This is a genomic window from Lysinibacillus sp. FN11 (assembly GCF_024628845.1).
Taxonomy (GTDB): Bacteria; Bacillota; Bacilli; order Bacillales_A; family Planococcaceae; genus Lysinibacillus; species Lysinibacillus capsici.
In genome coordinates this window covers 1,535,392-1,560,761 of sequence record NZ_CP102383.1, presented here as the reverse complement: position 1 = coordinate 1,560,761, position 25,370 = coordinate 1,535,392, and the positions used below count along the sequence as shown (strand labels likewise).

Sequence of the window (25,370 nt, the reverse complement as noted above, 5' to 3'; positions counted from 1 at the left end):
CTTGCCTTCCTTCTTAATTATTTCCATCTCTTTACAATGCCATAGTTCATTTCGTAGGCCTCTTGTGCCATAGAAACCAACCATTGATGGAATTGTCCGAGCGTTCGTCGGTATAATTCTACTTCATCACTAGCATAAGGAGGTTCATCAAACAGTTCATTGGATACCACAAAAAAGTCAAATCCTTCTTCAGTAGTGACAAGATCGCTTGCTTGACGGTCTGTAGCTTATTAGCTAAACACCCAGGCTGTTGTAAACAGGGTGTCCCCTTGTCATAGCCTTCGTAAAAAGCATTGGTCAGCCACGTTGTCACGCAATCCCACAGCACCACATCTCCCTCCTGAAGTGTCTCAAATACTTCTGAAATTGCATAGGGAGCCTCCACCGTCAGCCACTGAATAGGCTGTGCCTGGCGATCTGCCTGATGCCGTAAGATTCTTTTTCCATTTCACGATCTAAGGCAATACCCGAAGCCAAATAGAGCAAGCGTTTCGCTGTACATGCCTGCGCCTCATAATACTGAAGCGCTGCTTGCTCTGCAAAATGGGATTTACCACTACGTACACCACCTGTAATAAAAATAAGCGGCATGTAGGACACCTCCTATTGTAAATGCTGTAGATTACCAATATCCTTCACAAGCCATTGTTGACCTTGCCGTTCAATCACTGTCACACTTGTCCCATGAATGTACGGGGCTGCCCACAGCTCACTAATGCTGCGTTGTAAAATAGCATTGATAATGCATTTAATCGTTACGGCGTGGGAGACAATGAGGATCGTTTCATTCTGATGTTGGGCTGCTATTTTTTTTAATGTAAACATCGCTCTTTCTGTTACGGATCCAAAGCTTTCTGTATGACTCGCCACAAACTGCGCAGGGTAGTTCGTATATAGCTCATAATCGAGCTTATGTATCGCCAGTATATCGTCGATTGTCTGCCCCTGCCATTTCCCTAAATAGATCTCCCGTAAATCATCTTCATAGGCAATAGGCAGCTTGCGATTGGCCATCAAAATATCCATCGTCTCTCTTGCACGACCACTTGAACTACAATAAGCAGCGGTAAAAGGAATCTGTTGCAGATGCTTGTGAAGTTTTTCAGCCGCTGCTCTACCGTTTTCCGTTAATGGAGAATCCAGCCACCCCTGTAGTCGATGCCCCTGATTCCATTGTGTTTCCCCATGTCTTACTAGATAAAAAGTTGTCACTTTTCTCTCCCCTTACTTACGTTAAACCACGCTTGTAGACAATTATGTAAAGCTGTCATGGCTGCAATGTCTTTGATGCCAATACGGAACCACTCACCCTGCAAACCTTGAAAGTTTTTTGTGTGACGCAGCACAACACCCTGTGCAAGACAATAGGTGAAAAAGGCATCCGCTTGCTGTGTTTTCGGTAAGGAGAAGCACACATAATTCGTCACACTATTGGTTACTTGGCAGCCATTGTCCTGTAAGTAACGATGCAGCCATTCCCTTTGTGCTGCGGCATCGGTAATTGCCTGCTGACAATAGTGCTGCTCGTCTAAACAGCTTGCCCCAATTACAAGCGCAAAGGCATTTAAATTCCAATGCGGCAGCATATCTTTTAAGGCGCCCACAATAGTAGCATGTGCAACCATATACCCAAGTCGTAAACCTGGGATCGCATACATTTTAGTCATCGAACGAACGACAATAACATGTGGGTTTTGTGCACTAAACGGAATCAGCGAATGCGCCTCATCTACCCAATCCATAAATGCCTCATCGATCACAAGCTCACAGTTAACGATTGCTCCGTGTGCCATTAAGGCGAGTAAATCTTCCTTATTTGGCAGTACGCCAGTCGGATTATTAGGTGTACAAAGATAAACAGCATCAGCTGTCATCATTTCCTGCTGTAGCTGCTCTAATGGCAATGTGTAATCGATAAAATCCGTCACGACAATAGGAACAATCGTAGCACCTGCTGCACGCAATGTTCGCTCATACTCTGAAAAAGTAGGATGCACAATGATCACACGCTTATTGGCATAGCGTCTTGCTAGTACACTAAAAAGCTCTGAAGCCCCATTGCCTAGTAAAATCGTATTCTTCGCTACTTGATGAAAAGCAGCGACCTTTGTTAAAAAAGGTTCTCCATCTGGATCTGGATAGCGCTGAATTAGTGGATAGAAAGTACGCCAACGTGCCTCTACAAAGGCTGGTGGTCCTGCCGCATTGACATTTTCGCTGAAATCATACACCACCTCAGGCATCGTTAAGCCTAATTGCTGATAAACATTATGCGGATTTGCTCCGTGATTAGGTAACTGCATAAATTAACACCTCCACTGCTAACATAACAAGCGCAAACAGCACTGTGGCAATACGCATATGAATAATGGACGTTGCAATATGCTCTTTCGTTAATGGCACTAATTTTTCCCCCATAATTGCTCGATGAGAGACAACGCCCTGATACGTATTTTTCCCTCCTAGCTGTACACCAAGCTGCACTGCAGTCGCTGCCTCTAAATAGCCACTATTTGGACTAGGATGCTTCTTAGCGTCCTGTACCCAACGCTTTAAGCGCTTGCCAAGCGAACGATCTGTTTCATTTTTCGTACCAAGCACGAGCAGTAAGCCTGTAATGCGACTTGGAATAAAATTCAGTACATCATCAAGTTTGGCTGAAAACATACCAAAGTCTTTATATTTTTCATTTTTATAGCCCACCATCGAATCCAATGTATTGACAGCCTTATAGCCCCATAAACCAATTGCCCCAAATAAAAAGGCATAAAAGAGTGGAGCTGTCACACCATCACTTGTATTCTCAGAAACCGTTTCTACCACACCACGCACGATTTCACCCTCACCTAGTTTATCGGTATCACGTCCGACAATCCAAGACAGCTTAACACGTGCTTCGGCAAAATCCCCTTTGACAAGCGGCTCATAGACAGCCATCGCCGCCTCCTTCAAGCTACGCTGTGCCAGTCCGATACCAATCAGAAGACCCTCTACAAGAATGCCGAAAATGATACTCACCTGATAGCTTAGTAATAGAATCAGCGTCACCACAAACATGGTCGTGCCAACAACAGCAAGTGCCATCACCGTGCCACGTAGCTTGCGCCATTTGCCCTTATTCCATAAGGCTGTTTGCGATTGAATCAAGTGTCCAATCCAGCGTACTGGATGAGGAAGCTTCGGAGGGTCCCCTACTACTAAATCAAAAATTAGCCCTATGATGCAGGCAATCACAATAGCAATCATTTAGACCTCGCCTCTTTATCTTTTTTGTATTTCCTAACCGCCTCACACATCGTTTCATAAACACCATAGCCAATGACCTTGCCCAGCATGGTGATGGGACCTGCATATTGATGAAAGTCCCCTTCTTCTGTCGAGGCAATAAGTAAGCTATCAGTAGATGTACCTGTGGCTTGTGTGCCTGTCGTTGGATCTGTAACACCTTCATCTACTAAAGCCTTGACCTTGGCTTCTGTAGTTGAAATCATTGCCTGAAAAAGTGCTTCATCAGACAGCTTGCCATTAATCAGCACCCAAGTATTAATGGTGCCTGCATGGTACTGCTCCTCTCGATGAAAAGCACGGGTAATATCCACCGCATTGCCAAGCCCAGCGGTAATCATAATGACAAGGTGGATTCCCTCATATGTAAAGTCACGAATAGTCGCAAACTTGGCTTGGACAGCCGTCATCATAGCCACTGTATTGTCATGCGGGAAGTGCTGTGCCTGCAAAAACTGCAGCAATTCCTGATGTGGCTGTCGTTCATCATAGGTAATAGGCACCGTTCGATTCATCAGATGCGTATAATGACCAAAGCCTGGGTTATGCATGGCTGAGGATACAACCTTCATGGCTGAAGCTGTTTGAAGGGCAACATAATCGTCAAAAATATGAATGCAATCCTTAGTAAGTATAGGCAATCAATCGCCTCCTCGCGATAAAGTTATGACGGAACATAAAAAAACAAATTCTTACAAAGAAGAATTTGTACGGTCGATTCTTTATTAAAATTTGAACCTTCTGAACATTTGTACAGAATAACAACTTCATAATACTCAAATTATTTATTTTCTTTGAAATTGTATCACAACTTTGGCTATTGTCACAATTCCATTTTCAAAGTGTTATTGCTGCTTTTGTTTGAGATTCTTAAAGCGGATAACAGAGCCGACGATAATAAAGACCCACCCAATGCCTATGTAAACAATTTTCATTGTTTTTGTCGATGACGGTAAAATATCCATAATCGTTAAACAGACAAAAAGTATCCCGATGATTGAAAAAAGCATACCAATTGTTAAATTTTTCACAAATAACCCTCCCAACTATGTACGCCCTCGATTTTACCGTATTCTCAGCAAAAAGAAAACACTAATCCAAGCAAGAAACACTTGGATTAGTGATGATTGTGTCATTATGCTTTTGCATGGGCAAAAAACTCTTCATATAATGCTTGTAAAATGCGGTTTTCATATTCCTGAAGGACACCAAACACGAGGCTCACTTCAGAAGAACCTTGATTAATCATTTCAATATTTGCGCCAGTTTTTGAAATCGCTGTGGCAGCACGGGCAGCTAATCCTGTGTTATGACGCATCCCTTCGCCCACAATCACGATCATGGAAAAACCGTGACGCATTTCTACATACTCTGCATGTAGCTCTTCTTTCACACGACTAAGAATGCGTGCTTCATTTTCTGGTGTTAGTTGATTCGAACGCATGATGACAGAAATATCGTCTAAACCAGATGGTGTGTGTTCATAAGAAATATTCTCATCTTCTAAAATTTGGAGTAGCTTACGTCCAAAGCCTACCTCACGATTCATCAAATATTTAGAGACATATAAAGTTGAAAAGCCACTGTCTGCCGAAATCCCTGTAACTGGACGACCTGTTGCAGGACGGCTTGGTACAATACGTGTACCTGGGGCTGTTGGATTATTTGTATTTTTTATGTTAACGGGCACCCCAATCTTGTAGACAGGCATTAACGCTTCATCATGGAACACTGAAAAGCCTGCATATGATAATTCGCGCATTTCGCGATACGTAATTTCTTTAATTTCCACTGGATCGTTGACGACTTTCGGATTCGCGGAGAACACACAATCCACATCCGTAAAGTTTTCATACAGCTCCGCTTCAACGGCTGCTGCTAAAATGGAGCCTGTAATATCAGAGCCACCGCGGTCAAATGTTCGCAATACGCCCGCTTTAGTGTAACCGAAGAACCCTGGGAACACAATAATTTCTTTTGTGTCTTTTAAAGGGGCTAAATTAGCATACGCTTCAGGTAATGCAAAGGTTCTTTCTGGTAAATCATTAACCACTAAACCTTCTTTAGGACTGACATAGCGTGCGGGCATACCAATGGCATTAAAGTAAGCTGCAATAAGCTTGGCGTTATTATCTTCACCTGCTGCTTTAATACTATCGATGAATAATTCCACATTTGTTTTGTCACCTTGTACACGTTCACGTAAATCTTCTGCGATTACGTCACAAATGGCATTATCTAGCCCCAAACCATCAGCAATCGCTCTAAAACGATCCACAACAGTTTGCAATTTTTCCTCTGTATTCTCTTGTTGTAACGCTGCATTTGCTAATTGTATTAATAGGTCTGTTACTTTTATATCGTCACCAGAACGTTTCCCTGGTGCTGAAACGGCAACAATCTTACGCGCCGGATTAGATTTTACAATGTTTGCTACTTTTTGTATTTGTTCTGCACTTGCTACAGATGTTCCACCAAATTTACACACGATCATATCTATCAAATCCTAACTTTTTCAAATTAATTGTATTCCTCCACAAAACAATTGACTGTACACAGTGTACAAATTATCGTTTCCTACGTCAATACAATTTAAAAAATTCACGCAATTTTTCGAGAAATATGGACAATTTTCGTACTGTTTGATTTATTATACGGATTTCACATGAAATAGTTAAGGTTTTTGTGAATTTTTTTTCGTGACGTTGACATAATCGTGAAATTTCTCATTTTGACTTTCTTCTATATAATGAAGAAAACGCTTTCTCCATTTATGATATGCACAAATATCCACTATGTTTGTGCTATTTTTGTATGTATCGTTGATTCCTTCAGCAAGGCTTTTTCTTTTATTTATGAGGGTTCTCTCTCGTATCGAGGGGTTATTGATCAATCGCGGGTATTTGCCTCTCTACCGCGTGTTTTTCCCTTCGATTCGCGGGTATTCATTTCTCTACCGCGTGTATCTTCACTCGATTCGCGGGTATTCACCCTCATCTGCATAAAAAAAACTAGGCTCACGTCGAGTGATGCCTAGTTTTGATACTGCTATTGGATTAAATGGCTGTCCAGCCGCCGTCGATTACGAGCTCTGCGCCTGTCATGAAGCGGGATTCGTCTGATGCTAGGAACACTACGCCATAAGCTACATCTTCAGGTTCACCGAAGTATGGTAATTGTGTGTAAGCTTGATAGTATGGCAATGCACCACCCTCCTCCATCGTAGGCGCTGTCATTGGTGTTACAATAATGCCTGGATGAACAGAATTCACACGAATTTTATCTTTACCATACTCGATCGCAGCCGATTTAGAAAGCACACGAAGCGCACCTTTTGCTGCTGTATAAGGGCTTGTACCAGCCATTCCCACGATTCCACCGATCGAAGAAATATTGATAATTGAACCACCGCCAGCTTTTTGCATTTGAGGAATCACATATTTCATGCCAATGATACAGCCATTCAGGTTAATATCCATAATTTTATTCCATTCAGCCATTTCCATGTCAGCAATCGTTTTTGGTGATGACACCCCTGCATTGTTGACGAGGATATCCACTTTGCCATATGCCTTTACAGCCTCCGCAATCACTGCTTTCCACTCATCCTCAGAAGTAACATTATGTTGAAGACCAATAATGTCCCCACCATTTTCTTTAATTTCTTTTACTAAATTATTCAAGGGCTCGATTTGTACATCTGTTGCGATGACCTTTGCGCCTTCTTGTGCAAATAGTTTTGCCTCAGAAGCACCCATTCCCATTGCTGCTCCTGTAATAATTGCTACTTTCCCATTTAAACGACCCATCATAAAACTCCCTTTCTTCTATATAAATGAACAATTCGTGAACACGTTAACAACTAGTTGTATTATCGACACGGTGTCGTTAATATGATTATAACGCGCAATTGAAAAAGGGCAAACAACACCACAGCCCATCATGACGCTTTCACAACACTTGCAATCGGACTGTTGTTTAAATAGAAAATTTAATACAAGGAGCTTCAAAATGTCGAAAAAAATGGACCCTCGCGTCATCAGAACGCGCCAATTATTAAGAGATGCACTAGTGGCATTAATTGATGAACAAGGCTATGAAAAGATTACGGTACAAGATATTACACAACAAAATGATATGCCCTATACCCCCAAATTTATGGCGACCCAGTTAATGCGTATTACCATTAAAGGCCCTTATATTGACAACCCTTTTGAAAGATAAGAGCACTTAATTCACGCTCAAACGAATTTTCAATTAACAGAAAAAGGTAATCACAACACATATGTGATTACCTTTTTCGTTCCCATTTGTCTCGGCCTCGGAAGTTATCGTATTTTCATGTTTAACTCTCTAGTAGGGTTATAGAGTTGTAACCATTTATCCGCTTCACTGACCATCCACGTTCCAAATTCATTTAAAAACAACAACAAAACGTTCGTATCGATTATGGGCGTTATTGCATATTCAAGTGCCCTTCTCATGTCGCTTTCCTTGTCAGGGAAATATTCCGAGAACCGTTTATAGGCGGGGTATAAATCCCTTGTATAGGTGTTTTCCTTCGTTATGACAAGTGCAAGTCCTGCTCTTACTATAATTTTCATAATCCACTTGCAACAATCTTTAATATCCTCTATATCCGCATTATCTTGAAGGTCATCACAGGCATTTTTTATTTGCCCCTGCAAATGAATAAGGTGGTCATTCGCTAAAGCCTCGTCCACCTTATATCTTGGTAATCGAGGTATTAAATCCTCTCCAAACACACATATACTATGGGTTTGGAGGATGAAACTAATGATTGAAAAAGATGTCGTATTTAAAATAGCTTCTTTGCCAAATACACTTAGCTCAATCCCATCTACACAATGATGGTTTTGAGTTAATGCTTGTTCTACTTCTTTTATTCGCTTTACCTGCTGTTTTTTAGGCTTTTGCTTCGTAACCGCTATGGTGTCTAAATCAGCTACTCCTTCAATACCTATACCCTTTGGAATTGATCCCCTTAGATAAATGCTATGTAAGTCATCTTGGAGAATTGTGCGATAGGTATGAATCACATCGTTGATGACAGCAAGAAAAATAGAGTTGATTTTATTCCAATCTGCATGATTAATTATGTATCCATCACTATCCGTCACACATAAGCTACCAATTTCTTTTATAGTCGTCATTACATCGCTCCTTTTAGGTGACTGATTTGCTTAAAAGTAGGATAGCATGTACTATATCAAACACGCTATCCAGCTTCCATGTTGGAAGTCCTTTGAAACTAGCAGCATTTACTTTTCATTAAACTCAAATTCAATTTTTCCTTCTACCAAACGTAGGGCTGCATTAAATGGTTTGCCATTCTTTGATTTAAAGCCTTTCATCAAAGCAGTTTTGCCACTCTTACATAAGTCATGAATGTTTTTTTCCGTTAGTTTTTTTCCTAATAGCCTTTGTGGGAACGTTTGCTTACAACCATTTTTATAATTCGAACAACTGTAAAAGCTTTTACGCAAGCCTATTTTCCCTTCCTTGCATGCTGGACAGATGGCAATATCTTTTACCACGGCTGGTTTAAACTGCTCTGCTTCAATTGTCAGTGCCTCTAATTGTTTAGGCACTTCCGCTATTAATTGATGAATAAACTTGCCTATGCTTTCAATAAAATGCTTGGCAGAGCCTTCCCCCTTACCAATTTTATGTAAGTAAATTTCCCATTTAGCCGTCATGGAAGGGCTTGACAGTAATGTCCCTTCAATTGCCTGACATAAAAGCTGTCCTTTCGGTGTAATGCTCACGATATTTTTTCGTACTTCAATAAATCCATGCTTCTTAATCGTCTCGATAATGCCACTCCGAGTTGCTTCCGTCCCAATCCCTTCAATCGATTTCAGCACCTCGATTTCCTCTTCATCCTCAACCGATTTACCACAGGTTTTCATCATCGTAATGAGTTGGCCTTCTGTATAGGGCTTCGGAGGTGTTGTCGTGCCTTCTAAAATAGCAATCTTACTTTGTACCAGCTCATCTTGGAAGACAACAGGTAAAGACTCCTCACGCGCCTGCACCTCTGTCTCATTTGAAAATAATTCTTTCCAGCCTTTGACAAGCTCTGTTTTCCCTACTGTTTTAAACTCTACATTTTTGACATTCGTGATAATCGTTTTTTCATCGTATTCATAATCCTGATGAAACATAGCGAGTGTCGTATTGAGGATTTCAAAATAAATATTTCGTTCATCAGCATTCATGGATTGCAACGCTTTGGCCGTCGGTATTTTTTTCGTTGGAATAATTGCATAGTGCTCCCCAACATTGGCACTGTCGACATAGCGCTTGTTCTTCCCTCGATTGATCGGCTGAAATGCTTTTCCCACAAGCTGCTGATAGTTTCCTAATGATTCATTTAAATAGAGAAACTCATTATGTGTAATGAGCTGTGAATCGGTACGTGGGTAAGAAACGAGCTTTTTCTCATAAAGTGATTGCGTAAGTTTCAACACATGCGATGGACTGTATTTCCAACGTTTATTGGCAGCCGCTTGTAATGTTGATAGCGCATGTAGTTTAGGTGGTGCCATCCGCTTCGTTTTGTTCGTGACACTTGTAATGAGACCTGTATCATGCGGTTCAATCCCATGCTGTTGCAATAACTGCACTGCCTCTGCACGCTCTTTTGTCTTTAGCTTCGCCTTCCCTTTATACACACCATGTTGAGCTTTAAATACCCCTTCGATTTCATAAAATTTTTCAGGCTTGAACTGTTCAATTTCCTGCTGTCTTTTATAAATTAAATAGACGGTTGGCGATTGTACTCGTCCGATGGAGATACTGCCCTTAAAGCCCTTTTTCTGCAACAGTAGCGTATAGAGGCGACTACAGTTCATACCTACTAACCAATCGCTAATTTGACGCGTTTTGGCTTCTTGGTACATCAGCAAATCACGCTCATTACCTTGCATATGATTAAAACCTTTTCGGATTTCCTCCACTTCTAATGAATTGATCCATAATCGTTTAACTGGCTTATTTACTTTTGTCATTTTCAAAAGGGAGTAGAAGATATTTGAACCCTCACGTTCACTATCACAGCAGTTATAAATCGTTGTTACTTGGGGATCACTAAAGATTTTTTTGACTGCATTGAATTGTGGATACATTTTAGAGACCACTTTATCTTCAAATTTTTGCGGAATGATCGGTAATGAAGCAAGCGACCACTTCTCCCATTCCTTGTGATATTCTTTCGGCTCCTTTAATTCAACAAGATGACCAACCGCCCAGGTAATAACTGCACCATGAGGAAAAGTAGAACAAGGTTCCAGTTCAATAAAGGTTTTCTCTTTTTGCTTCACTTTAAAGGCGTCTGCATATGCTCTTGCTTGAGATGGTTTCTCTGCTAATATCGCAATTTTCCCCATTAATCATCACATCTTCTTTACAATATATTAGTAGCTTTTTCTATAAAAACATAAAACTCAACTAATCAGATTAGTTGAGTTGATGGTGAATACCTTACTACTATTTTACTTTAAACCATATAAAATAGCACTTACTAAAATCTTTGACCACTTTTAAAGCAAATTATAAAGAATCAAAAATTTTCTTTACCCATTCAAGATACGCTCGCATATAGTATTCCTGCTTAAAGCCATGATTCTGACCCTCTGCTACTATCACAGTCACATCCGCGTCTGCGTTTCGTGCAGATTGGATATATTCCTGTGGACCTTTTACCCCAATTGCTAAATCCTTTGTCCCATAAGCTATAAACTGAGGTATATGAGCTGTCCTGAAATGCGTAGATAAATCTGTCTGCTGCAAGAGCTCTTCCCGCTTTTCTGGATTTCTGACATCTTCATCATTAAAAGAAGCAAAGAGCATGGGCACATTATAGCGATACGTCAATGCAGGGTAAATCATTGCAGCGGATGCTACTTGATCATCAACAGCATCAATGGCATCAGGCTGATAACTAGCAGGAAACAGATTTTCTCCCTGAATGAGGTTAATAAAGCTACCCGTTTGATAACCTCCAGCACTAAAACCTATCAAACCAATTCGATCTGGATGGAGACCATAATCATTGGCATGGTAACGTAGATAACGGACAGCACGTTGAACATCTAGCTGTGGAATAGGCCACTCATAGGGATTGGAACGATAGTGAAGAACGAATGCATTAATACCTGCTTTATTTAATGATGCAGCTATTTCCTTTCCTTCCGCTGTTCCTCCATCCATTTCCTTAAAGCCATAACCACCACCTGGCATAATAATGACGGCACTGTCACTGTTCGCGACCGTATAAGGAATCAGATAGGGCTCATCTTCATAGGTTGATTTTTCATAACCCCCTTCAATTTCATGGATATAGGTAAAGGTATCAATGGCCACTTCATTGTCTTTATAGTCTTCTCCCACGATGCCAGTGGAAAATTTGAATGTCGCCAAAAGTCTGTTAGGATTGCCCTTAATATTCATATCATCTAGCTTACTTCCCGAATGATTACCTGCCACTTCTTCTCCCCAAATCTCCACCTTGTCTTCAATATCCGCAACTGGCTTGCCTGGTTTATTTCCTAATGGATTAATCACAAGAATAGCGTATCCAATCCCCATAAACAAAGTCAGTATAACTAGAAGGATTCCTGCTATCTTGGCTATTTTCTTCGCTATCCTCATCATCATAACCTCCATTAAATTTACTTATGTATCGTTTACTATTTATTATCTCGGGTAAAGGATTATTAACCTTTAGCTCATTCTTTAGCAAATAACGATTGAAGATCTTGTATAGCATCAATACAGTGTTGTATTCTTGAATTTTCTAATGGATTAAAATGACCTTACTAAAGAAATGTCTGAAGACCAAAAATTTTTAAAAAACTGCATACGTACCTTGCGTAAACTATATTATTAAAACACAACAATAATTTTTTCTAAATATGGGGTAGGTATTGTAAAAAAAGGAGGGATACGATGTTTGATGAAGCTGCATATTTTATTTTTAGAGCGCTGTTAATTTTAACGGTTTTGGTTGTGGTGGTAGGAATCCCACTTGGTGAAATATTGATTAGAAAAAAATAAAACTGCATCTAAATGGATGCAGTTTTTGATTTTTATCCTACTTTGTGTCGATAATAGATTTTGGAATTGTTGAAATAATGAACTATATAGAAGTCTTAGAATGGATTTTCACCTTTTATAAAAGGGATAAAAACTACATAAATTGAACCAATAAAAATGAGCCAAAAGAGTACGGATGTACGTCGCTGTTTAAAGATATTACTTTCCTGAAAAATAAAAATACCGACAATCAACGAGTATAAGACGAATAAAATATACGATAATCCAAACCAGTTTACCCATACGTCACCTGTAAATTGAATTCCAAAATTCTCGTATATAGGTCTTAAAATATAAGTTGTAAAAAGTAAACCAATCGATAGAATTACAATGATTTCGAGTAAACTAAGTACAACTTTCTTCCATTCATCCAAATAAATTACCTCATTTCTTCTGACAACATGAAAATATAAATCTGCGTAATGGTACAAACAAAGTTGCAATTTTGTTTAAGTAGAAAAAGGCTCTACTCCTTATTAAAGTAATTCCGTTAAAACAATAGTAAAACACTATCATCCACCTTATGGAACTGTATTACTCATAACCGTCACAAAGCCGTTCATCGAGGCATTATCAATTAATTGAAGTATGCCTAGTCTTGCGGTATCACTGTATGCATACCAATGATTTGCAGTAGTATCATGCACCAATACTCCGCCTAAGTTCCCTGTTGAAAAATAAATATCAAACCGTTTGATACTGTTCGAGTCTTGGTCTAAAAAATCAAATTGCGCATTTTTATCATAGTCCCCTACTGGAATGGGATGAGTATCCCAAGGATTATAAGTAGGTGCTTCGACTTTACTTCCATTATTTTTTATAAAAGTATTATAAATAGCTTCGTTATAACCATTCCCATTAATTTGCTGTATGACTCCGCCTAATGTCATATGATATTCGTATTGCAAAGCTTTTACTTTTATACCATTAATAAAGAGAGGCTGTGTCTCAACTGTTACTGTACCGTTATTGTAAGTGACATTGCTGCCAAATGTTTCGGCAATAAAACGCATCGGAACAAAAGTACGATTATTTTTCATGTATGGCTCTACATCAAGCAGTTCAATTTTACCGTTTTTCACCACTTGATTACGATTAAGCTTTAGTATGACCTGCATATCGTTTTTAGTAAGGGTAATTTGAGCATCCGTCCAAGTAACATTTGCCCCTAAATTTTCGCTAATTACACGTAAAGGAACCATTGTCCGATTATTTTTAACTTCGGGGTTTACATCGGATGCAATGGTAACACCGTCAACTTTTATTTGAAAATCGGCTGCATATGTAGGTGATGAAGTCATGATTAAAATCAATGCAAGAAAAATTCCTGAGAACACTTTTTTCAACTTTAAACACTCCTTTTTTAAAACTCACTATTCTCCCAAAAAATACATTTCACTAAATATTTTACCATAAAAATCCACATATATCGTTAAACTATTCTACTCTTTATTCAATCTACATGACCTATTAAAAGAAGACGCGTTTCGAAATAAACGCGTCCGATTGTTAGATAAGGATACTGATGAAAATTATCCAATAACGCTTTAGGAAGGTTTTTGCCTTCATGCGTAAATTGATGTTCTTTCTAAAAAGCTAATAAATTCCTCTACTAAAGGCTGGCTGCCAAATTCCTTGGGCATTTTTTTCCATACTTAGCTCTATTGGTCCTTCAAGTGAAATAAATTTTATAACCCCTGTTGTATCTGTTTGCTGCTCAAACTCTGCATGTTCTAACCCCGCAAAGAGATTTGCGATAATAAGGCGATTTATTTCCTTTGTAAACAACTCCTGTCGTACGATTTTCGTTTTCTCATAATATCTTTGAACACTTTCTGTTTCATCGTTCCTATTTGTTGTGAACAATGCTTCATATGTTTCATAATCTTTTTCCATATCACTCATTAAAAACATTTTAGTAATCGCTTGGGGTGTCATATTTTTTAACTTTTCAATATTATAATCCTCTTTAAAGGCATTAAAAACTTGCTGCTCCTGTTCAGTCAATTCAAATGTTAGCTCAAAATTTTGGAAGCCTACGACCTTACCTACTAATTGCCCCTCACTAATTTTCATAATCGTATGGCCTTCGTCACTGTCATAAACAACCATTTCTTTTTCTTTCGCAGAAATCGATTTGTCATTGAATGGCGCTGGTCTTGTTCCAAAGTTATGAAAAAAGTAAGGGTTTTTCAATGGGTCATTGATATCCTCTTTTTTTATTTGCTCATTTAATCCATGAACTTTTAATGGGGTATCATCTACTAAAATTTGCCCTTGCTTCATTGTTACATGATCATTACCTAATCCTAATACAGTTGAAACGACAAGCCCATCCGTTCCATAAAAGGCAATATAATCTCCATACGTAATGGGGGCTTCCTTATCGATAATCATTGGCAAAAAATGCAGCATCCATTGTTCCCCAAGTAGATGAGCATATTGCGGTTGAATGATGTCTAAAGAAGAAACATCATCGACAATCGGTAATAGCTCAGTTTGCTGACTTGCGGTTTGTAGGTTATTCTTTTGAGAAAACTCAACGAATAGCATTAACCCAATAATGAAACAGGCTGCAATAGATACGGTGACAACCTGCCAGTTGAACTTTCTTTTTATGGGTTTCTTTTGCAATATACGGTGCTTGATGTCGTTTGTAAATGGGGCATCTTGTCGCAATTCTTCTTTTAGCTTGTTTTTAAATTCCTTCATAAAATATTGCCTCCAGTTCCTGATTTGTTTTCAACAATTCTCTCGCTCGACGAATCCTTGTACGAACGGTGTTTTGTGAGACATTTAATAAACTAGCAATTTCAGAAACATCAAATTCTTCATAGTAAAACAGTACAATGACTTCCCTATAATGAAGTGGTAATGCAAAGACAATTTGCTTTAAGGTTACAAAATCCTCAGTTGCTATATATGTTTGCTCAACTGAGGGTTCAGTTCTGCCTAGTGGTAAAAGTTTTGAAATAAATGATTTTCTCTTTTGTTTACGTAGTTCATCGTGACAGCAATTAATAGCGATACGGGTTAAATACGTTTTCAATGAAGCATCTTTTCTAAAATCGTCTTTACGTAATAAGTACTTCATGAGTACGTCCTGTGTAATCTCCTCTGCAAGCTGAAAATCCTTCATATATAAATAGCTAAGATGATACAAATATTCACCATATTGTTCTACGATTTTTTCCAACAACAACTCACCTCGTTTCAATCCTACTACTTAGACGCTCGTTTTCTAAAAAATTGTTCAATCTCCTGGAAATATTTTAGAGTAGCCTTTTTATCAAGGTTACAGAAGTATGTAATACACTCCTATGGTCATTTAGATGATGCAGCAGTGCCTATATTTGATAATGGCCCTTTTCATGAAGAAAGACGCTTTCCTATTATTTCAGAAAAGCGTCCGAGAAGATCGTTATTCAACTATAACTATAGTTCGTTCAAGAAGGACTGTTCTTTTTTTGATTGGTTAAATAAATCTATTCTTTCTTTTATACTTTCGTTCTTGCTAATATCCCACCATTCAACCACCACATAAATCTCATTTATATCTTCAAGTGTAATAAAGTCACCATTTTTATTGATGTATGGCCCTGCAATAGCACCAGTTGTATATTCTGCTATATTCGTCTCACCAGTAGCTGAACCAGTATGAACTACCGAATCATCACTCTCGATAACCACATGCGTTTCAAAGTGGAAGAAATCTGTCATATACGTATTGACGTTTTTCATTTTTAAGGTGCCAAATCCTGCTTTAAAGTCTTCTGGTGTGATAACAATTTCATATCCTGTTAGATTCCAGCTTTCACTTTCACCCATCAATAATAAATAATAAGTATTACCACTTTTTTGAGCATTGCAGCCAGATAGTACAAAGAACGACAACATCAAATAAATGCAAGGTACTAAACCTTTTATATGCTTCTTCATTCCATCCCCCTTTGACAAATTTTCGCATAAATATTAAATTCCCAAAAAGAATGCTATTCAACTCTTTAAAAGAAAAAGACACGTTCCTATATATTAACGCGCCCTTTTCTGGAATAAAAAATGAGTTACTCAATATTCATATACTTTTGTAGGCAACTTGAACGATTTGTTGTTCACCATTCTTCTCAAAAATATCATAATTTTCCATCCCTATTTTTTCCGCAACTTTTTGGGATGGGATATTTTTTAAGGTCGTGTATGAAAATATTTCGGAATAGCCCAGAACATTCCATGCATATTCCTTACAAGCACACGCCGCTTCTGTGGCATACCCTTTATTCCAATACGCTTTAATAATGTGAAACCCGATTTCAGGTAACCATACACCGTCAATGTTCTGCATGGTTATTCCACAATCACCGATAAATTTATGCCCATCTTTTAAAATAACTGCCCATAGTCCGTAATTATATTGCCTATAATTTTTCTCATTCCATCTGATCCAATTTTTAACCTCTTCTTGATTAAAGGGATGAGGATAATATTGCATAGACTCTGGGTCGGAAAGCACTTTTGATAATTCATGATGATCGTCCATTTTTAACGCTCTAAGATATAATCGTTCCGTCTCGATTATCTGCAAAATGCCCACCCTTTGCTTTTAATTTATTTTGCCACAAAATATCACGCATTCCTTTTTAGAAATGCGCAGTACCTGTTTTTAAGCACATTTGAAGCTAAAAGTTACCCAAAGTAATGATGAAAACACCAAACAACAAGAAACAGACTTACGATCCCCCAAGCAGTGGTACTCCATATCCACCAAACTACAGATTTAGCTTTTGATGAATTTTCCTCTTCTTCCATATTCAATTTTATAAAAGCGACCTTACTTTCCATATCTTTTTTCATAGAGGCGAGCACAACAAATCCAATTATTATGAAACCAATAGTTATCCAAAGTAGTAGGTCCACCAATACACTCCTTTATATAATTGAATTTCACCACAATTTATTATAATAATTAGATTCTACAAAGATAACAATAAACCCATTGTTCTTTAATGAAGAGAGCATTACTTATTAGCGAAATATGCTCCCTCTTAAAACACTGGAATCTACTATCCTACTTTTTGTTCTGTCGGTATACAATAAAAGTAAGTCCATTTAATATAAATGTAAAAATGAGAAGAACTGCTGTGGCTATCACGACTGCATGTGTCGTGTCCATGAGTGCCGTCCAATCCTCAATTTTTACTAAATGATAATTATAGAACATCTGAAAACTAATTGAAATAGCACAGGCACTGATGCTGAGAACAGTAAGGATGCCCCAATTAGAATGTTCATGTTTTTTATTTCCCATGAGATAAATAACTGGAAGTATCCAAGCGATTAGTCCTAGTAAGAGACTGCCAATATTAAGCCAACCAATCATAACGAATCCCTCTTTCTATTTTGTATTGCTGTTTAACAATACATAACGGTAAATTGTAGGAAAGGTTTCAAATAACTGTATTATTCAACAATATTGCCCTTTAAAAGAAAAAGACACGTTGATTAATAAACGCGCCCATTGCCGAAAACTATTATTCAATTAAAACTACCATTATAAACTTTATCTTTTCGCTTCACTTTTATTTGCGTAAATATTTTCACTATTAATATACCAACTATTCCACCAAGCATATTACATAATAAGTAGATACCATCTAGAGAACCAATGTTCCTAGGAACTAAACTAAACGACCCTAATAGTAGACGTAAAAGCTCTATTCCTAAACAACACAATATCACTATAAAAATGGCTTTATTTCTATTGTTAAAATGGAAAAGAACGAATAAAAATATCCCTAAAGGAAGTAATAATAAAAAATTATAAACTATAGCTGAATAGCTCCACAAATACATACTGAAGTGGATACCATCAAAAATTCCAAACCAATCATTAGCTGTAATAAAACTCCTACTTTTGTCTGCTGGATTTAGAGGTAAAAGTGTTATTCCCCCTACTTTAATTTGAAGTAAACATAGTAAATAGAAGAGAAAGCTATATAAAGTAACGCGTCTTTGATTAGGCTTGATTTCCTTTCTAAAGTAATCAAGAAATACATCTATAAAAATATAGACCAACAACACTAAAAATCCGAAAGGAACAATATTATATAGAACATAGTTTGTATGCAAGTAAACACCTCCTAAATTTTGTAACAACTATCATTTTACTTATTTTAACAATGTTAGTCAAAACCATTTTTCCATTTAGATGCTTTTAATGTCATATATAAAAAAATACCCCTATAGACCACCATATCTATAGGGAAAAAACGGTACGATATTATATGAAGTTTAGTAGGTTACCTCGGAATCTTTTCGCTTTGGCGTAAGTGCCGTAAAAAGTGCAATTAAATTAGGAGGAATACTAAATAATAAAAACAGCCAGTTTGTCGTCAGGATCGAGATGATCGTGAATACAATAATGGACGTCATGAAGACGAATAGGCCCACCTTCACACGCGAGGGCTGTAACGGGGCTGCACTGGACATATTGATGGTCAAAATAATCCCAATGATTCCCCAACTCGCTACGTGTGTTAATAAAAGGATACCTAAAACCATAGCAGTGCTTAATTCTATTCCAAAATTGAGTAACGTAAAGAAAACATACAGCGCTCCTAATGTCACATACCAAGAATAGGATCTGGCCTTTTGCCAAATATGATAGTACAGCTCGTCTAAACCACTGTTTTTTCTAGCTTTCTTTCGTCCTAGCCACCATCCAAGGAGTCCACCAATCACTCCCATACAAACCAATCATACCCCAGATATTAATCTCCATCATTCATTCTCCTCCTCTTCAAATATAAACACCTCTTCAATTGTGCTATTGAACGCTTTGGAAATGTTGTAGGCAAGTTCTAAGGATGGATTGAATTTTCCAGATTCAATAGCAATGATCGATTGCCGTGAAACGCCAACTTGTTTCGACAATTCTTCCTGTGTAATCTTCTTCAATTTTCGTAATTCTCGAATTCTGTTTTTCATAATGCCTCCTTTATAAATGTAAAGCAAACTATACATTTAATATTAAGTAAAGTTTACTTTACATCACTACATATGTCAAGCACACTTTACAATTTAATTTTAAATTAGAAAATGTCTAGGAGACATAACACCAAGATTCAAAAGATCATTAAAAGCTAAACAATGTCGATCTATTACTATGTACTATTTTTGGAAGATTTGATAAATTAAAAGTAAGGAATGTTTTGAGCGTTACAAAAAGGAGGTTATCCAAATGAGTAAAAAAGAACTCTTGCAAAATGGAGTCAATCAGGTGTTTTACGAAGAGGAATGGTACCCACCGTTATCAGACGCATTAAAGAATCTCACTGCTGTGCAAGCTAGTTGGCAACCAGAAGGTAATGCTGCTAATACGATTTGGGAAAACGTAAACCATTTATTAATCTTTAAAGAGCGCTTACTTTCTCGCTTACATAAAGATGAGACATTTGTTGCTCCACAAAATAATGATGAAACGTTTGTCCAAGGAGAAGCCCATGATGAAGATGCTTGGCAAGAAACAGTGAAACGAACACTTCACGTACATGATGCCTTAAAATCTTCATTAGCATCCCTTCAAGAAGAGGCATTAGATCAACCTAGTCCCGCTCTTCCAGTTTGGCAACAATATCTAAATATCCTTTTGCACGACGCTTACCATACAGGACAAATTGTTCAACTTCGTAAACTACAAGGTTCATGGCCAGCTAAGCGCTCCTACTTATAAACGATGATTCCAATTGGTGATTGAAAAGCAGATGCCCCCTAAAGTTAGAGACAAACTACTAACTGCAGGGGGCATATCATTTAGTTCGTTTTCATTATCAATCTTAAGCTGTTTATCTACCATACTCAGATCACTGATGTCGAGAGAGGTTTTATTAAGTTTACAAGTCTATCGGCTTACCACCTGTCACTCCATAAATCTGACCCGTGATATAACTTCCTTCATCGGAGGCAAGCAGAACATACACTGGTGCAAGCTCTACTGGCTGTCCCGCACGGCCAAGGGGCGTATTTTGGCCAAACTCAGGCATCTCTCCTTCCAATTTTCCATTATCCAACTGCAATGGCGTCCAAATTGGTCCTGGTGCAACACCATTGACACGCACCCCTTTCGAAGCAAAATAGGAGGACAGGGATACCATAAAGTTGCTTATTGCACCTTTTGTCGCAGCATAATCCATTAAAGATGAGGATGGATCGAAAGATTGAACCGATGTGGTGGTGATAATTGCACTTCCTGGTTCCAAATGTTCTTCAGCAGCTTTTACGGTCTCGAACATGCTGATGATGTTTACTTTGAAAGTATCTTGCACTTGTTTAATCGTTAAGTCACTTAGGGAGGGCTGTGCGATCTGTTGCGCAGCATTTAATACAAGAATGTCCAATCCACCAAAGGCTTCCACGGTTTTTGTAACAATCTCTGTCGCTGCGTTATCTTCTCGTAAGTCATACGGTAGCAGCAATGCTTTTCTTCCTGCTTTTTCGATTAATTCTTTAACGACGTTGGCATCTTCCTCTTCACCAGGGAAGAATTGGATGGCTACATTGGCTCCTTCACGTGCATAGGCAATAGCGGCAGCACGGCCAATCCCAGAATCGCCTCCTGTAATTAACGCATTACGCCCTTCTAGACGATTGTATCCTTTATATGATTCTTCTCCGCAGTCAGGTTTGGGGATCATTCCATGCTGTAGCGCTGGCGTGTTCTGTTCTTGATTTGGGAATTTTTCAGTATGAAATTTTTTACGTGGATCGGTTAGATGTGGGTTTCCCATCAACTATCATCTCCTATTTTGAATATTTAGTGACAAACACTTTGTTTGCTTGCACTATTTAAATCCTGTTACATTTTGTTGAATACCCTTTGAACATTTACTTTAAACAGTTTCAGAACTTATGATTGAGTCATTTACTCTTCTTACAAAAGAAAAAACACCCTATGGAAGCGAGCAGACTAGTCCAATGCTGAAATGGATAGTTTGAACACTTACATTGAGTGTTTTAAGTACCTCTATAAAGTAGGTGATGAAAGATATTTAATAACGCTTTGTATGTTTAAATTAACGCCTCAATTGCTTGAGCTACTTGTTCTTCGGTTAAATTGTGGCGCACGATATAGCGGTTGCGCGCATGCTTTGTACATTCAATGGTACAGCCACCTAAATGCTTTGCTTCATTTTCTTCTGATGCGATAATTTGCTTGTTACATTCAGGATTTGCACAGTTAATGTAACGTTCACAAGGTTCACCGTCATAGTGATCACGACCGACAATCACATGCTCTACTTGATTGATTGGCACTGTTAAACGCTCATCGAAAACGTACATTTGCCCATCCCATAATTGACCTTTTGCAACAGGATCTTTTCCATATGTTGCCACACCACCATGTAATTGACCAACATTGCCAAAGCCTTCACGTTTCATCCAACCTGAAAACTTCTCACAACGAATACCACCCGTGCAATAGGTTAAAACATTTTTCCCTTCGAATAGCTCACGGTTTGCACGGACCCATTCTGGTGTATCACGGAAATTTTTTACCTCTGGTCGAATCGCGCCACGAAAATGGCCGACATCGTATTCATACGTGTTACGCACATCTAATACTACTGTATTTTCATCTTGCATTTCAGCAAGGAATTGTTCTGGTGACAGGTAGCGACCTGTTAATTCATGTGGGTTGACGTCTTCTTCTAAGCCTAAGTTGACTAACTCAGGACGTGGGCGAACGTGCATTTTTTTGAATGCATGTCCTTCTGCCGCATCCATTTTAAAGACAATGCCTTCAAATAATGGGTCTGCTTGCATGTTTGCCATGTATTGCTCTGTTTGCTCAATCGTCCCCGAAACAGTCCCGTTAATACCCTCATTGGCTACTAAAATACGACCTTTTAAACCGATTTCTTTACACATTGCTAAGTGCGTTTCTGAAAACACCGCTGGGTCTTCAATCTTCGTGTAATGGTAATATAATAAAACTTGATAATTCATTGTTTTCCACCTATCATTTCAATATTTGCAGGATATTCCTGATAGTGTCTTTTACGACCTATTAACCATAAAGGATAATCCGTTAATATGCTATCGGTAATTAGACTGAAATGAGTAGAAATATTTTTCCATATTCCGCTAGATGAAAAAAGACACATTCATTAGTTAAACAAATTTTATATTTTTCTTCACCGCATTTTCTACTAAAGCGTAGAGGAAACCCGCAATCCCAAAAATAAGCATGGAATTGACAATACTTACATTATATTCTTCTATAAATCGCGAATCATAGATGATTGTTAAAGAAAAAGCCCCTATTGCCCCACCAAATAAAGTAAAGGGAACCACTTTGAACAGCCCATTTTTCATAAAACGATTCACAATAAATGTTAGCGGTAAAAACGAAATCGGATAGAGAATAAAAGCAAAAGAACCCATTAAGAACATATAACCAACGCCTAAATCACGAAATCCCGTCATATATTCTGATGTTCTGATTTTTCTTCCTTCTAAAACTTCTAAGCCAAATCCTGCTAAGGCAAACAGCACTATAAAAGGTATCCACATGATGAAACAATGATAAAAAATTTTCATTCTAATCCATCCTCTTATGATTTTTATACTTTTAGTACAATTAAACCTCATACTAGATCAAACGAAAATTGTGGAAGAAAGTTACAATATTTCTAACCCGTCAAAAGATCAAAAAAAGCATATTTTAGAGATTGATACGCCTAAAATATGCCCTTCTAATTTCTTCTATTTAAAACACAATCCCAATAATGATCGCGGATAGTACACTTACAAGTGAGGCACCGTATAGCAATTTTAATCCAAAGCGTGCCACCACGTTGCCCTGCTTTTCATTTAACCCTTTTACTGCACCTACGATAGTACCAATCGAGCCAACGTTAGCAAAGGATATGAGGAAAGCAGAGACAATGGCTGCTGTACGCTCACTGAAGCTATCTTGCTTGGATTTTAACGAAGTCCAGCATGGCAACGAATTCATATTTGAATTCGTTATCCCTATTCTCACCCCATCCATCATTCACAAAAAGGAACATACACCGGTAGCTGTATGTCCCTTTTCGCCTTTATTTCATATACGTATTCAAAACTTTTTCGATGTCCGTGTTAAGCTTGTTGATATCGACTGCTGGCACGGGCTGATTGACAAGCTGATATTTTTCTTTTAGTTTTAGGATTCTTTGGACACTTTCATTTATGCGATCCTCTGTTATTTCCCCATTGCTGACGGCTACCTTCACCGCTTCTACCGCTGCTGTAATATTGGCATATTCATGAGCGATTAAAATAATATCACTACCAGCCTTGATCGAATCAACAGCTGCTTGCCCGATCGCATAATGATTCGTGATGGCTTTCATCGTCATATCATCAGTCATCACAACACCATCAAAGCCCAGCTGCTTTCTTAGCATACCCGTGATAATTTCCTTCGACATTGAGGAAGGATACTGTGGATCAATTTTTGGCAATAAAATATGTGCGACCATGACGACATCTGCACCATTGTTAATGGCCTCTTTAAATGGGACAAGCTCTAGCTGATTCAAATCGTTCAAGCTTTTTGCCACCTTTGGCAATTCTAAGTGAGAGTCCACAGATGTGTCACCATGCCCAGGGAAATGCTTCACGACAGGAATAACCTGCTCCGACTCCAGACCCTTCATTGTTTGAATGCCCAATTTGCTGACGATAGCTGGATCATTGGAAAACGAACGATCCCCGATAATTGGATTATTCGGATTGCTATTGACATCTAATACAGGCGCAAAGTCCAGATTGAAGCCAAATGCCTTTAATTGCTCCCCTAATAATTGGCCTACTTCAAATGAAAACTTGGATTGGTTAATGTCCCCAATTTTTTGGTTCGTTGGGAAATTGTTTAAAGCGCCTGGTAATCTGACTACTTTTCCCCCTCTTGGTCGGTGCCAAGGAATAGTGGTAGCTGATTATTCGAATTGGCAGCCATTAAGTCATTCATCAATGTGACTGTTTGCTGGGGTGTTTCAAGATTATTGCCATAAAGGATCAAACCACCTACTTTAGCCTTTTGAATAAGGCTTGTTGTCTCCGGCTGAAGCGTCGTGCCTGAAACACCTGCAAACATCATTTGACCGATTTTCTCGTCCAATGTCATTTGTTCCAGCCTATCTGGCGCTTGTGGCTTAAGTTCCGTATAGACTGATATATGATGAACGGCAGGATTGGCATCACTGTCAGTCGGTTTGGGTAAAATCCACTTTAATTGATAGCTGGCATTTACTTGGTAGACAAGAATAATTTGATTGGTTGATGGATCCTGATAGTAACGAACTTCATCAGGTTCACCCAACTTATTTTTAATATCTGCTAAACGAATGCTTTTGATATTCTCTTTCGATGAACGGATATCGAAGGCCTGTGAACCTCGATAACCAATCGTCACATCCTCATAATCTTCATATTGTCCATTGGCGGATTCAGTGACCTGCTGCGGTTCTCCCCATTGCTCACGAACCGCTTGTTGTTCTGTATCTCCTGCTGCAAATGGCACATCAGGTACTTTTCCTTCTCGTGCTAATTGAGCAATCTCCTGTATGAGAACCTCAATATTCTCTGAACCACCTTCCTGTTCAGACGCATCCTCTTGAACGGGCGTTGTCTCAGGATTTCTAGTCGGTTGTGTGACTGGTCTCATTTTCATGCCGATAAAAAAGGCTAGACCCATTAACATCAGCACAAGAACTAGCAGCACACCACGTCTTCTTTTATGCATGTAAAAACCTCCTTCACCAAGCCATTTGGCGACATCGAAACAAATCTATCAACTAACGTTATCATAACTGTCAACTGAATTCAAAACTCACGCTGCGAACAGAATCGCAGCCTTCAATAGAAAATATTATCGTAAGCTAGCAAAAATGCAAAAGAAGATGTTAAAATATTCACATAAA

Annotated in this window: 27 protein-coding genes and 3 pseudogenes; 2 read left to right on the top strand and 28 right to left on the bottom strand. The window is 38.5% G+C overall.

The window, feature by feature from the left end:
- Positions 1-17: 17 nt before the first annotated feature.
- The 9 genes and pseudogenes from NP781_RS08180 to NP781_RS08140 form a co-directional block, all read right to left on the bottom strand.
- Entirely contained in the window at positions 18-170 is a 153-nt protein-coding gene (locus tag NP781_RS08180) for a P-loop NTPase family protein (RefSeq protein ID WP_257522581.1), read from the bottom strand.
- Positions 119-591: pseudogene (locus NP781_RS08175) on the bottom strand (bifunctional adenosylcobinamide kinase/adenosylcobinamide-phosphate guanylyltransferase). The gene NP781_RS08180 and the pseudogene NP781_RS08175 overlap by 52 nt, the downstream one beginning before the upstream one ends.
- 12 nt (positions 592-603) lie before the next feature.
- The gene (locus NP781_RS08170; protein ID WP_257521969.1) at positions 604-1,212 is read right to left on the bottom strand and encodes a histidine phosphatase family protein; all 609 of its coding nucleotides are present in this window, start codon (positions 1,210-1,212) and stop codon (positions 604-606) included.
- Entirely contained in the window at positions 1,209-2,303 is a 1,095-nt protein-coding gene (locus NP781_RS08165; RefSeq protein ID WP_257521968.1) for a pyridoxal phosphate-dependent aminotransferase, read from the bottom strand. Before NP781_RS08165 ends, NP781_RS08170 begins: the two co-directional genes overlap by 4 nt.
- Positions 2,290-3,246, bottom strand: coding sequence for an adenosylcobinamide-phosphate synthase CbiB (gene cbiB / locus NP781_RS08160; protein ID WP_257521967.1), 957 nt, complete (start codon positions 3,244-3,246; stop codon positions 2,290-2,292). Before cbiB ends, NP781_RS08165 begins: the two co-directional genes overlap by 14 nt.
- Entirely contained in the window at positions 3,243-3,926 is a 684-nt protein-coding gene (locus NP781_RS08155; protein ID WP_257521966.1) for an adenosylcobinamide amidohydrolase, read from the bottom strand. The genes cbiB and NP781_RS08155 overlap by 4 nt, the downstream gene beginning before the upstream one ends.
- Positions 3,927-4,130: 204 nt before the next feature.
- On the bottom strand, positions 4,131-4,316 hold the full coding sequence (locus NP781_RS08150; protein ID WP_048390624.1) for a hypothetical protein: 186 nt from the start codon (positions 4,314-4,316) through the stop codon (positions 4,131-4,133).
- 104 nt (positions 4,317-4,420) lie between these two features.
- The gene (locus NP781_RS08145; RefSeq protein ID WP_221683116.1) at positions 4,421-5,779 is read right to left on the bottom strand and encodes an aspartate kinase; all 1,359 of its coding nucleotides are present in this window, start codon (positions 5,777-5,779) and stop codon (positions 4,421-4,423) included.
- A gap of 562 nt (positions 5,780-6,341) precedes the next feature.
- Positions 6,342-7,094, bottom strand: a complete 753-nt coding sequence (locus NP781_RS08140; RefSeq protein WP_221683117.1) for a glucose 1-dehydrogenase — start codon at positions 7,092-7,094, stop codon at positions 6,342-6,344.
- A 202-nt stretch (positions 7,095-7,296) separates the two neighbouring features.
- On the opposite strand from NP781_RS08140, the gene NP781_RS08135 reads away from it, so the two are divergent.
- The gene (locus NP781_RS08135) at positions 7,297-7,509 is read left to right on the top strand and encodes a TetR/AcrR family transcriptional regulator (RefSeq protein WP_257521965.1); all 213 of its coding nucleotides are present in this window, start codon (positions 7,297-7,299) and stop codon (positions 7,507-7,509) included.
- A 104-nt stretch (positions 7,510-7,613) separates the two neighbouring features.
- Here the strand turns inward: NP781_RS08135 and NP781_RS08130 are convergent, their stop codons facing one another.
- From NP781_RS08130 to NP781_RS08065, 14 genes are all read right to left on the bottom strand, one after another.
- Complete coding sequence (locus NP781_RS08130; RefSeq protein WP_221683119.1) at positions 7,614-8,459, bottom strand: nucleotidyltransferase; 846 nt, start codon at positions 8,457-8,459, stop codon at positions 7,614-7,616.
- Between the two features lie 108 nt (positions 8,460-8,567).
- Positions 8,568-10,697, bottom strand: coding sequence for a type IA DNA topoisomerase (gene topB, locus NP781_RS08125; protein ID WP_257521964.1), 2,130 nt, complete (start codon positions 10,695-10,697; stop codon positions 8,568-8,570).
- 163 nt (positions 10,698-10,860) lie between these two features.
- Complete coding sequence (locus tag NP781_RS08120; RefSeq protein ID WP_257521963.1) at positions 10,861-11,961, bottom strand: alpha/beta hydrolase; 1,101 nt, start codon at positions 11,959-11,961, stop codon at positions 10,861-10,863.
- A 500-nt stretch (positions 11,962-12,461) separates the two neighbouring features.
- On the bottom strand, positions 12,462-12,779 hold the full coding sequence (locus tag NP781_RS08115) for a hypothetical protein (RefSeq protein WP_237900487.1): 318 nt from the start codon (positions 12,777-12,779) through the stop codon (positions 12,462-12,464).
- A gap of 147 nt (positions 12,780-12,926) precedes the next feature.
- Complete coding sequence (locus tag NP781_RS08110) at positions 12,927-13,751, bottom strand: copper amine oxidase N-terminal domain-containing protein (RefSeq protein ID WP_257521962.1); 825 nt, start codon at positions 13,749-13,751, stop codon at positions 12,927-12,929.
- Positions 13,752-14,001: 250 nt separating this feature from the next.
- Positions 14,002-15,117: a hypothetical protein gene (locus NP781_RS08105; RefSeq protein WP_257521961.1), complete on the bottom strand. Its 1,116-nt coding sequence runs from the start codon at positions 15,115-15,117 to the stop codon at positions 14,002-14,004.
- Entirely contained in the window at positions 15,104-15,601 is a 498-nt protein-coding gene (locus NP781_RS08100; protein ID WP_257521960.1) for an RNA polymerase sigma factor, read from the bottom strand. The genes NP781_RS08105 and NP781_RS08100 overlap by 14 nt, the downstream gene beginning before the upstream one ends.
- Positions 15,602-15,840: 239 nt before the next feature.
- Entirely contained in the window at positions 15,841-16,344 is a 504-nt protein-coding gene (locus NP781_RS08095; RefSeq protein WP_257521959.1) for a hypothetical protein, read from the bottom strand.
- A gap of 136 nt (positions 16,345-16,480) precedes the next feature.
- Complete coding sequence (locus NP781_RS08090; protein WP_306831196.1) at positions 16,481-16,987, bottom strand: GNAT family N-acetyltransferase; 507 nt, start codon at positions 16,985-16,987, stop codon at positions 16,481-16,483.
- Between the two features lie 101 nt (positions 16,988-17,088).
- Positions 17,089-17,319, bottom strand: a complete 231-nt coding sequence (locus NP781_RS08085) for a hypothetical protein (RefSeq protein WP_257521957.1) — start codon at positions 17,317-17,319, stop codon at positions 17,089-17,091.
- A gap of 151 nt (positions 17,320-17,470) precedes the next feature.
- On the bottom strand, positions 17,471-17,782 hold the full coding sequence (locus NP781_RS08080) for a hypothetical protein (RefSeq protein ID WP_257521956.1): 312 nt from the start codon (positions 17,780-17,782) through the stop codon (positions 17,471-17,473).
- Positions 17,783-17,937: 155 nt separating this feature from the next.
- Entirely contained in the window at positions 17,938-18,531 is a 594-nt protein-coding gene (locus tag NP781_RS08075; protein WP_257521955.1) for a VanZ family protein, read from the bottom strand.
- A 162-nt stretch (positions 18,532-18,693) separates the two neighbouring features.
- Positions 18,694-19,149 carry a hypothetical protein gene (locus tag NP781_RS08070; RefSeq protein WP_257521954.1) on the bottom strand — a complete coding sequence of 152 codons (456 nt, stop codon included), beginning with the start codon at positions 19,147-19,149 and terminating at the stop codon, positions 18,694-18,696.
- Between the two features lie 33 nt (positions 19,150-19,182).
- Positions 19,183-19,389 (bottom strand): helix-turn-helix transcriptional regulator, encoded by a 207-nt coding sequence (locus NP781_RS08065; RefSeq protein WP_004228831.1) that lies wholly within the window; start codon positions 19,387-19,389, stop codon positions 19,183-19,185.
- Positions 19,390-19,642: 253 nt separating this feature from the next.
- Between NP781_RS08065 and NP781_RS08060 the strand changes: the two genes are divergently transcribed.
- Complete coding sequence (locus NP781_RS08060) at positions 19,643-20,134, top strand: DinB family protein (protein WP_257521953.1); 492 nt, start codon at positions 19,643-19,645, stop codon at positions 20,132-20,134.
- Between the two features lie 160 nt (positions 20,135-20,294).
- Here the strand turns inward: NP781_RS08060 and NP781_RS08055 are convergent, their stop codons facing one another.
- The 5 genes and pseudogenes from NP781_RS08055 to nagZ form a co-directional block, all read right to left on the bottom strand.
- Positions 20,295-21,188, bottom strand: a complete 894-nt coding sequence (locus tag NP781_RS08055; protein WP_257521952.1) for an SDR family oxidoreductase — start codon at positions 21,186-21,188, stop codon at positions 20,295-20,297.
- 280 nt (positions 21,189-21,468) lie between these two features.
- Positions 21,469-22,407: an oxygen-dependent tRNA uridine(34) hydroxylase TrhO gene (locus NP781_RS08050; protein WP_221683130.1), complete on the bottom strand. Its 939-nt coding sequence runs from the start codon at positions 22,405-22,407 to the stop codon at positions 21,469-21,471.
- A gap of 165 nt (positions 22,408-22,572) precedes the next feature.
- Positions 22,573-23,001 (bottom strand): hypothetical protein, encoded by a 429-nt coding sequence (locus tag NP781_RS08045; RefSeq protein ID WP_257521951.1) that lies wholly within the window; start codon positions 22,999-23,001, stop codon positions 22,573-22,575.
- A gap of 169 nt (positions 23,002-23,170) precedes the next feature.
- Positions 23,171-23,371: pseudogene (locus NP781_RS08040) on the bottom strand (nucleoside transporter C-terminal domain-containing protein); the annotation flags it as partial.
- A gap of 133 nt (positions 23,372-23,504) precedes the next feature.
- A pseudogene (gene nagZ / locus NP781_RS08035) lies at positions 23,505-25,192 on the bottom strand (beta-N-acetylhexosaminidase).
- Positions 25,193-25,370: the final 178 nt, after the last annotated feature.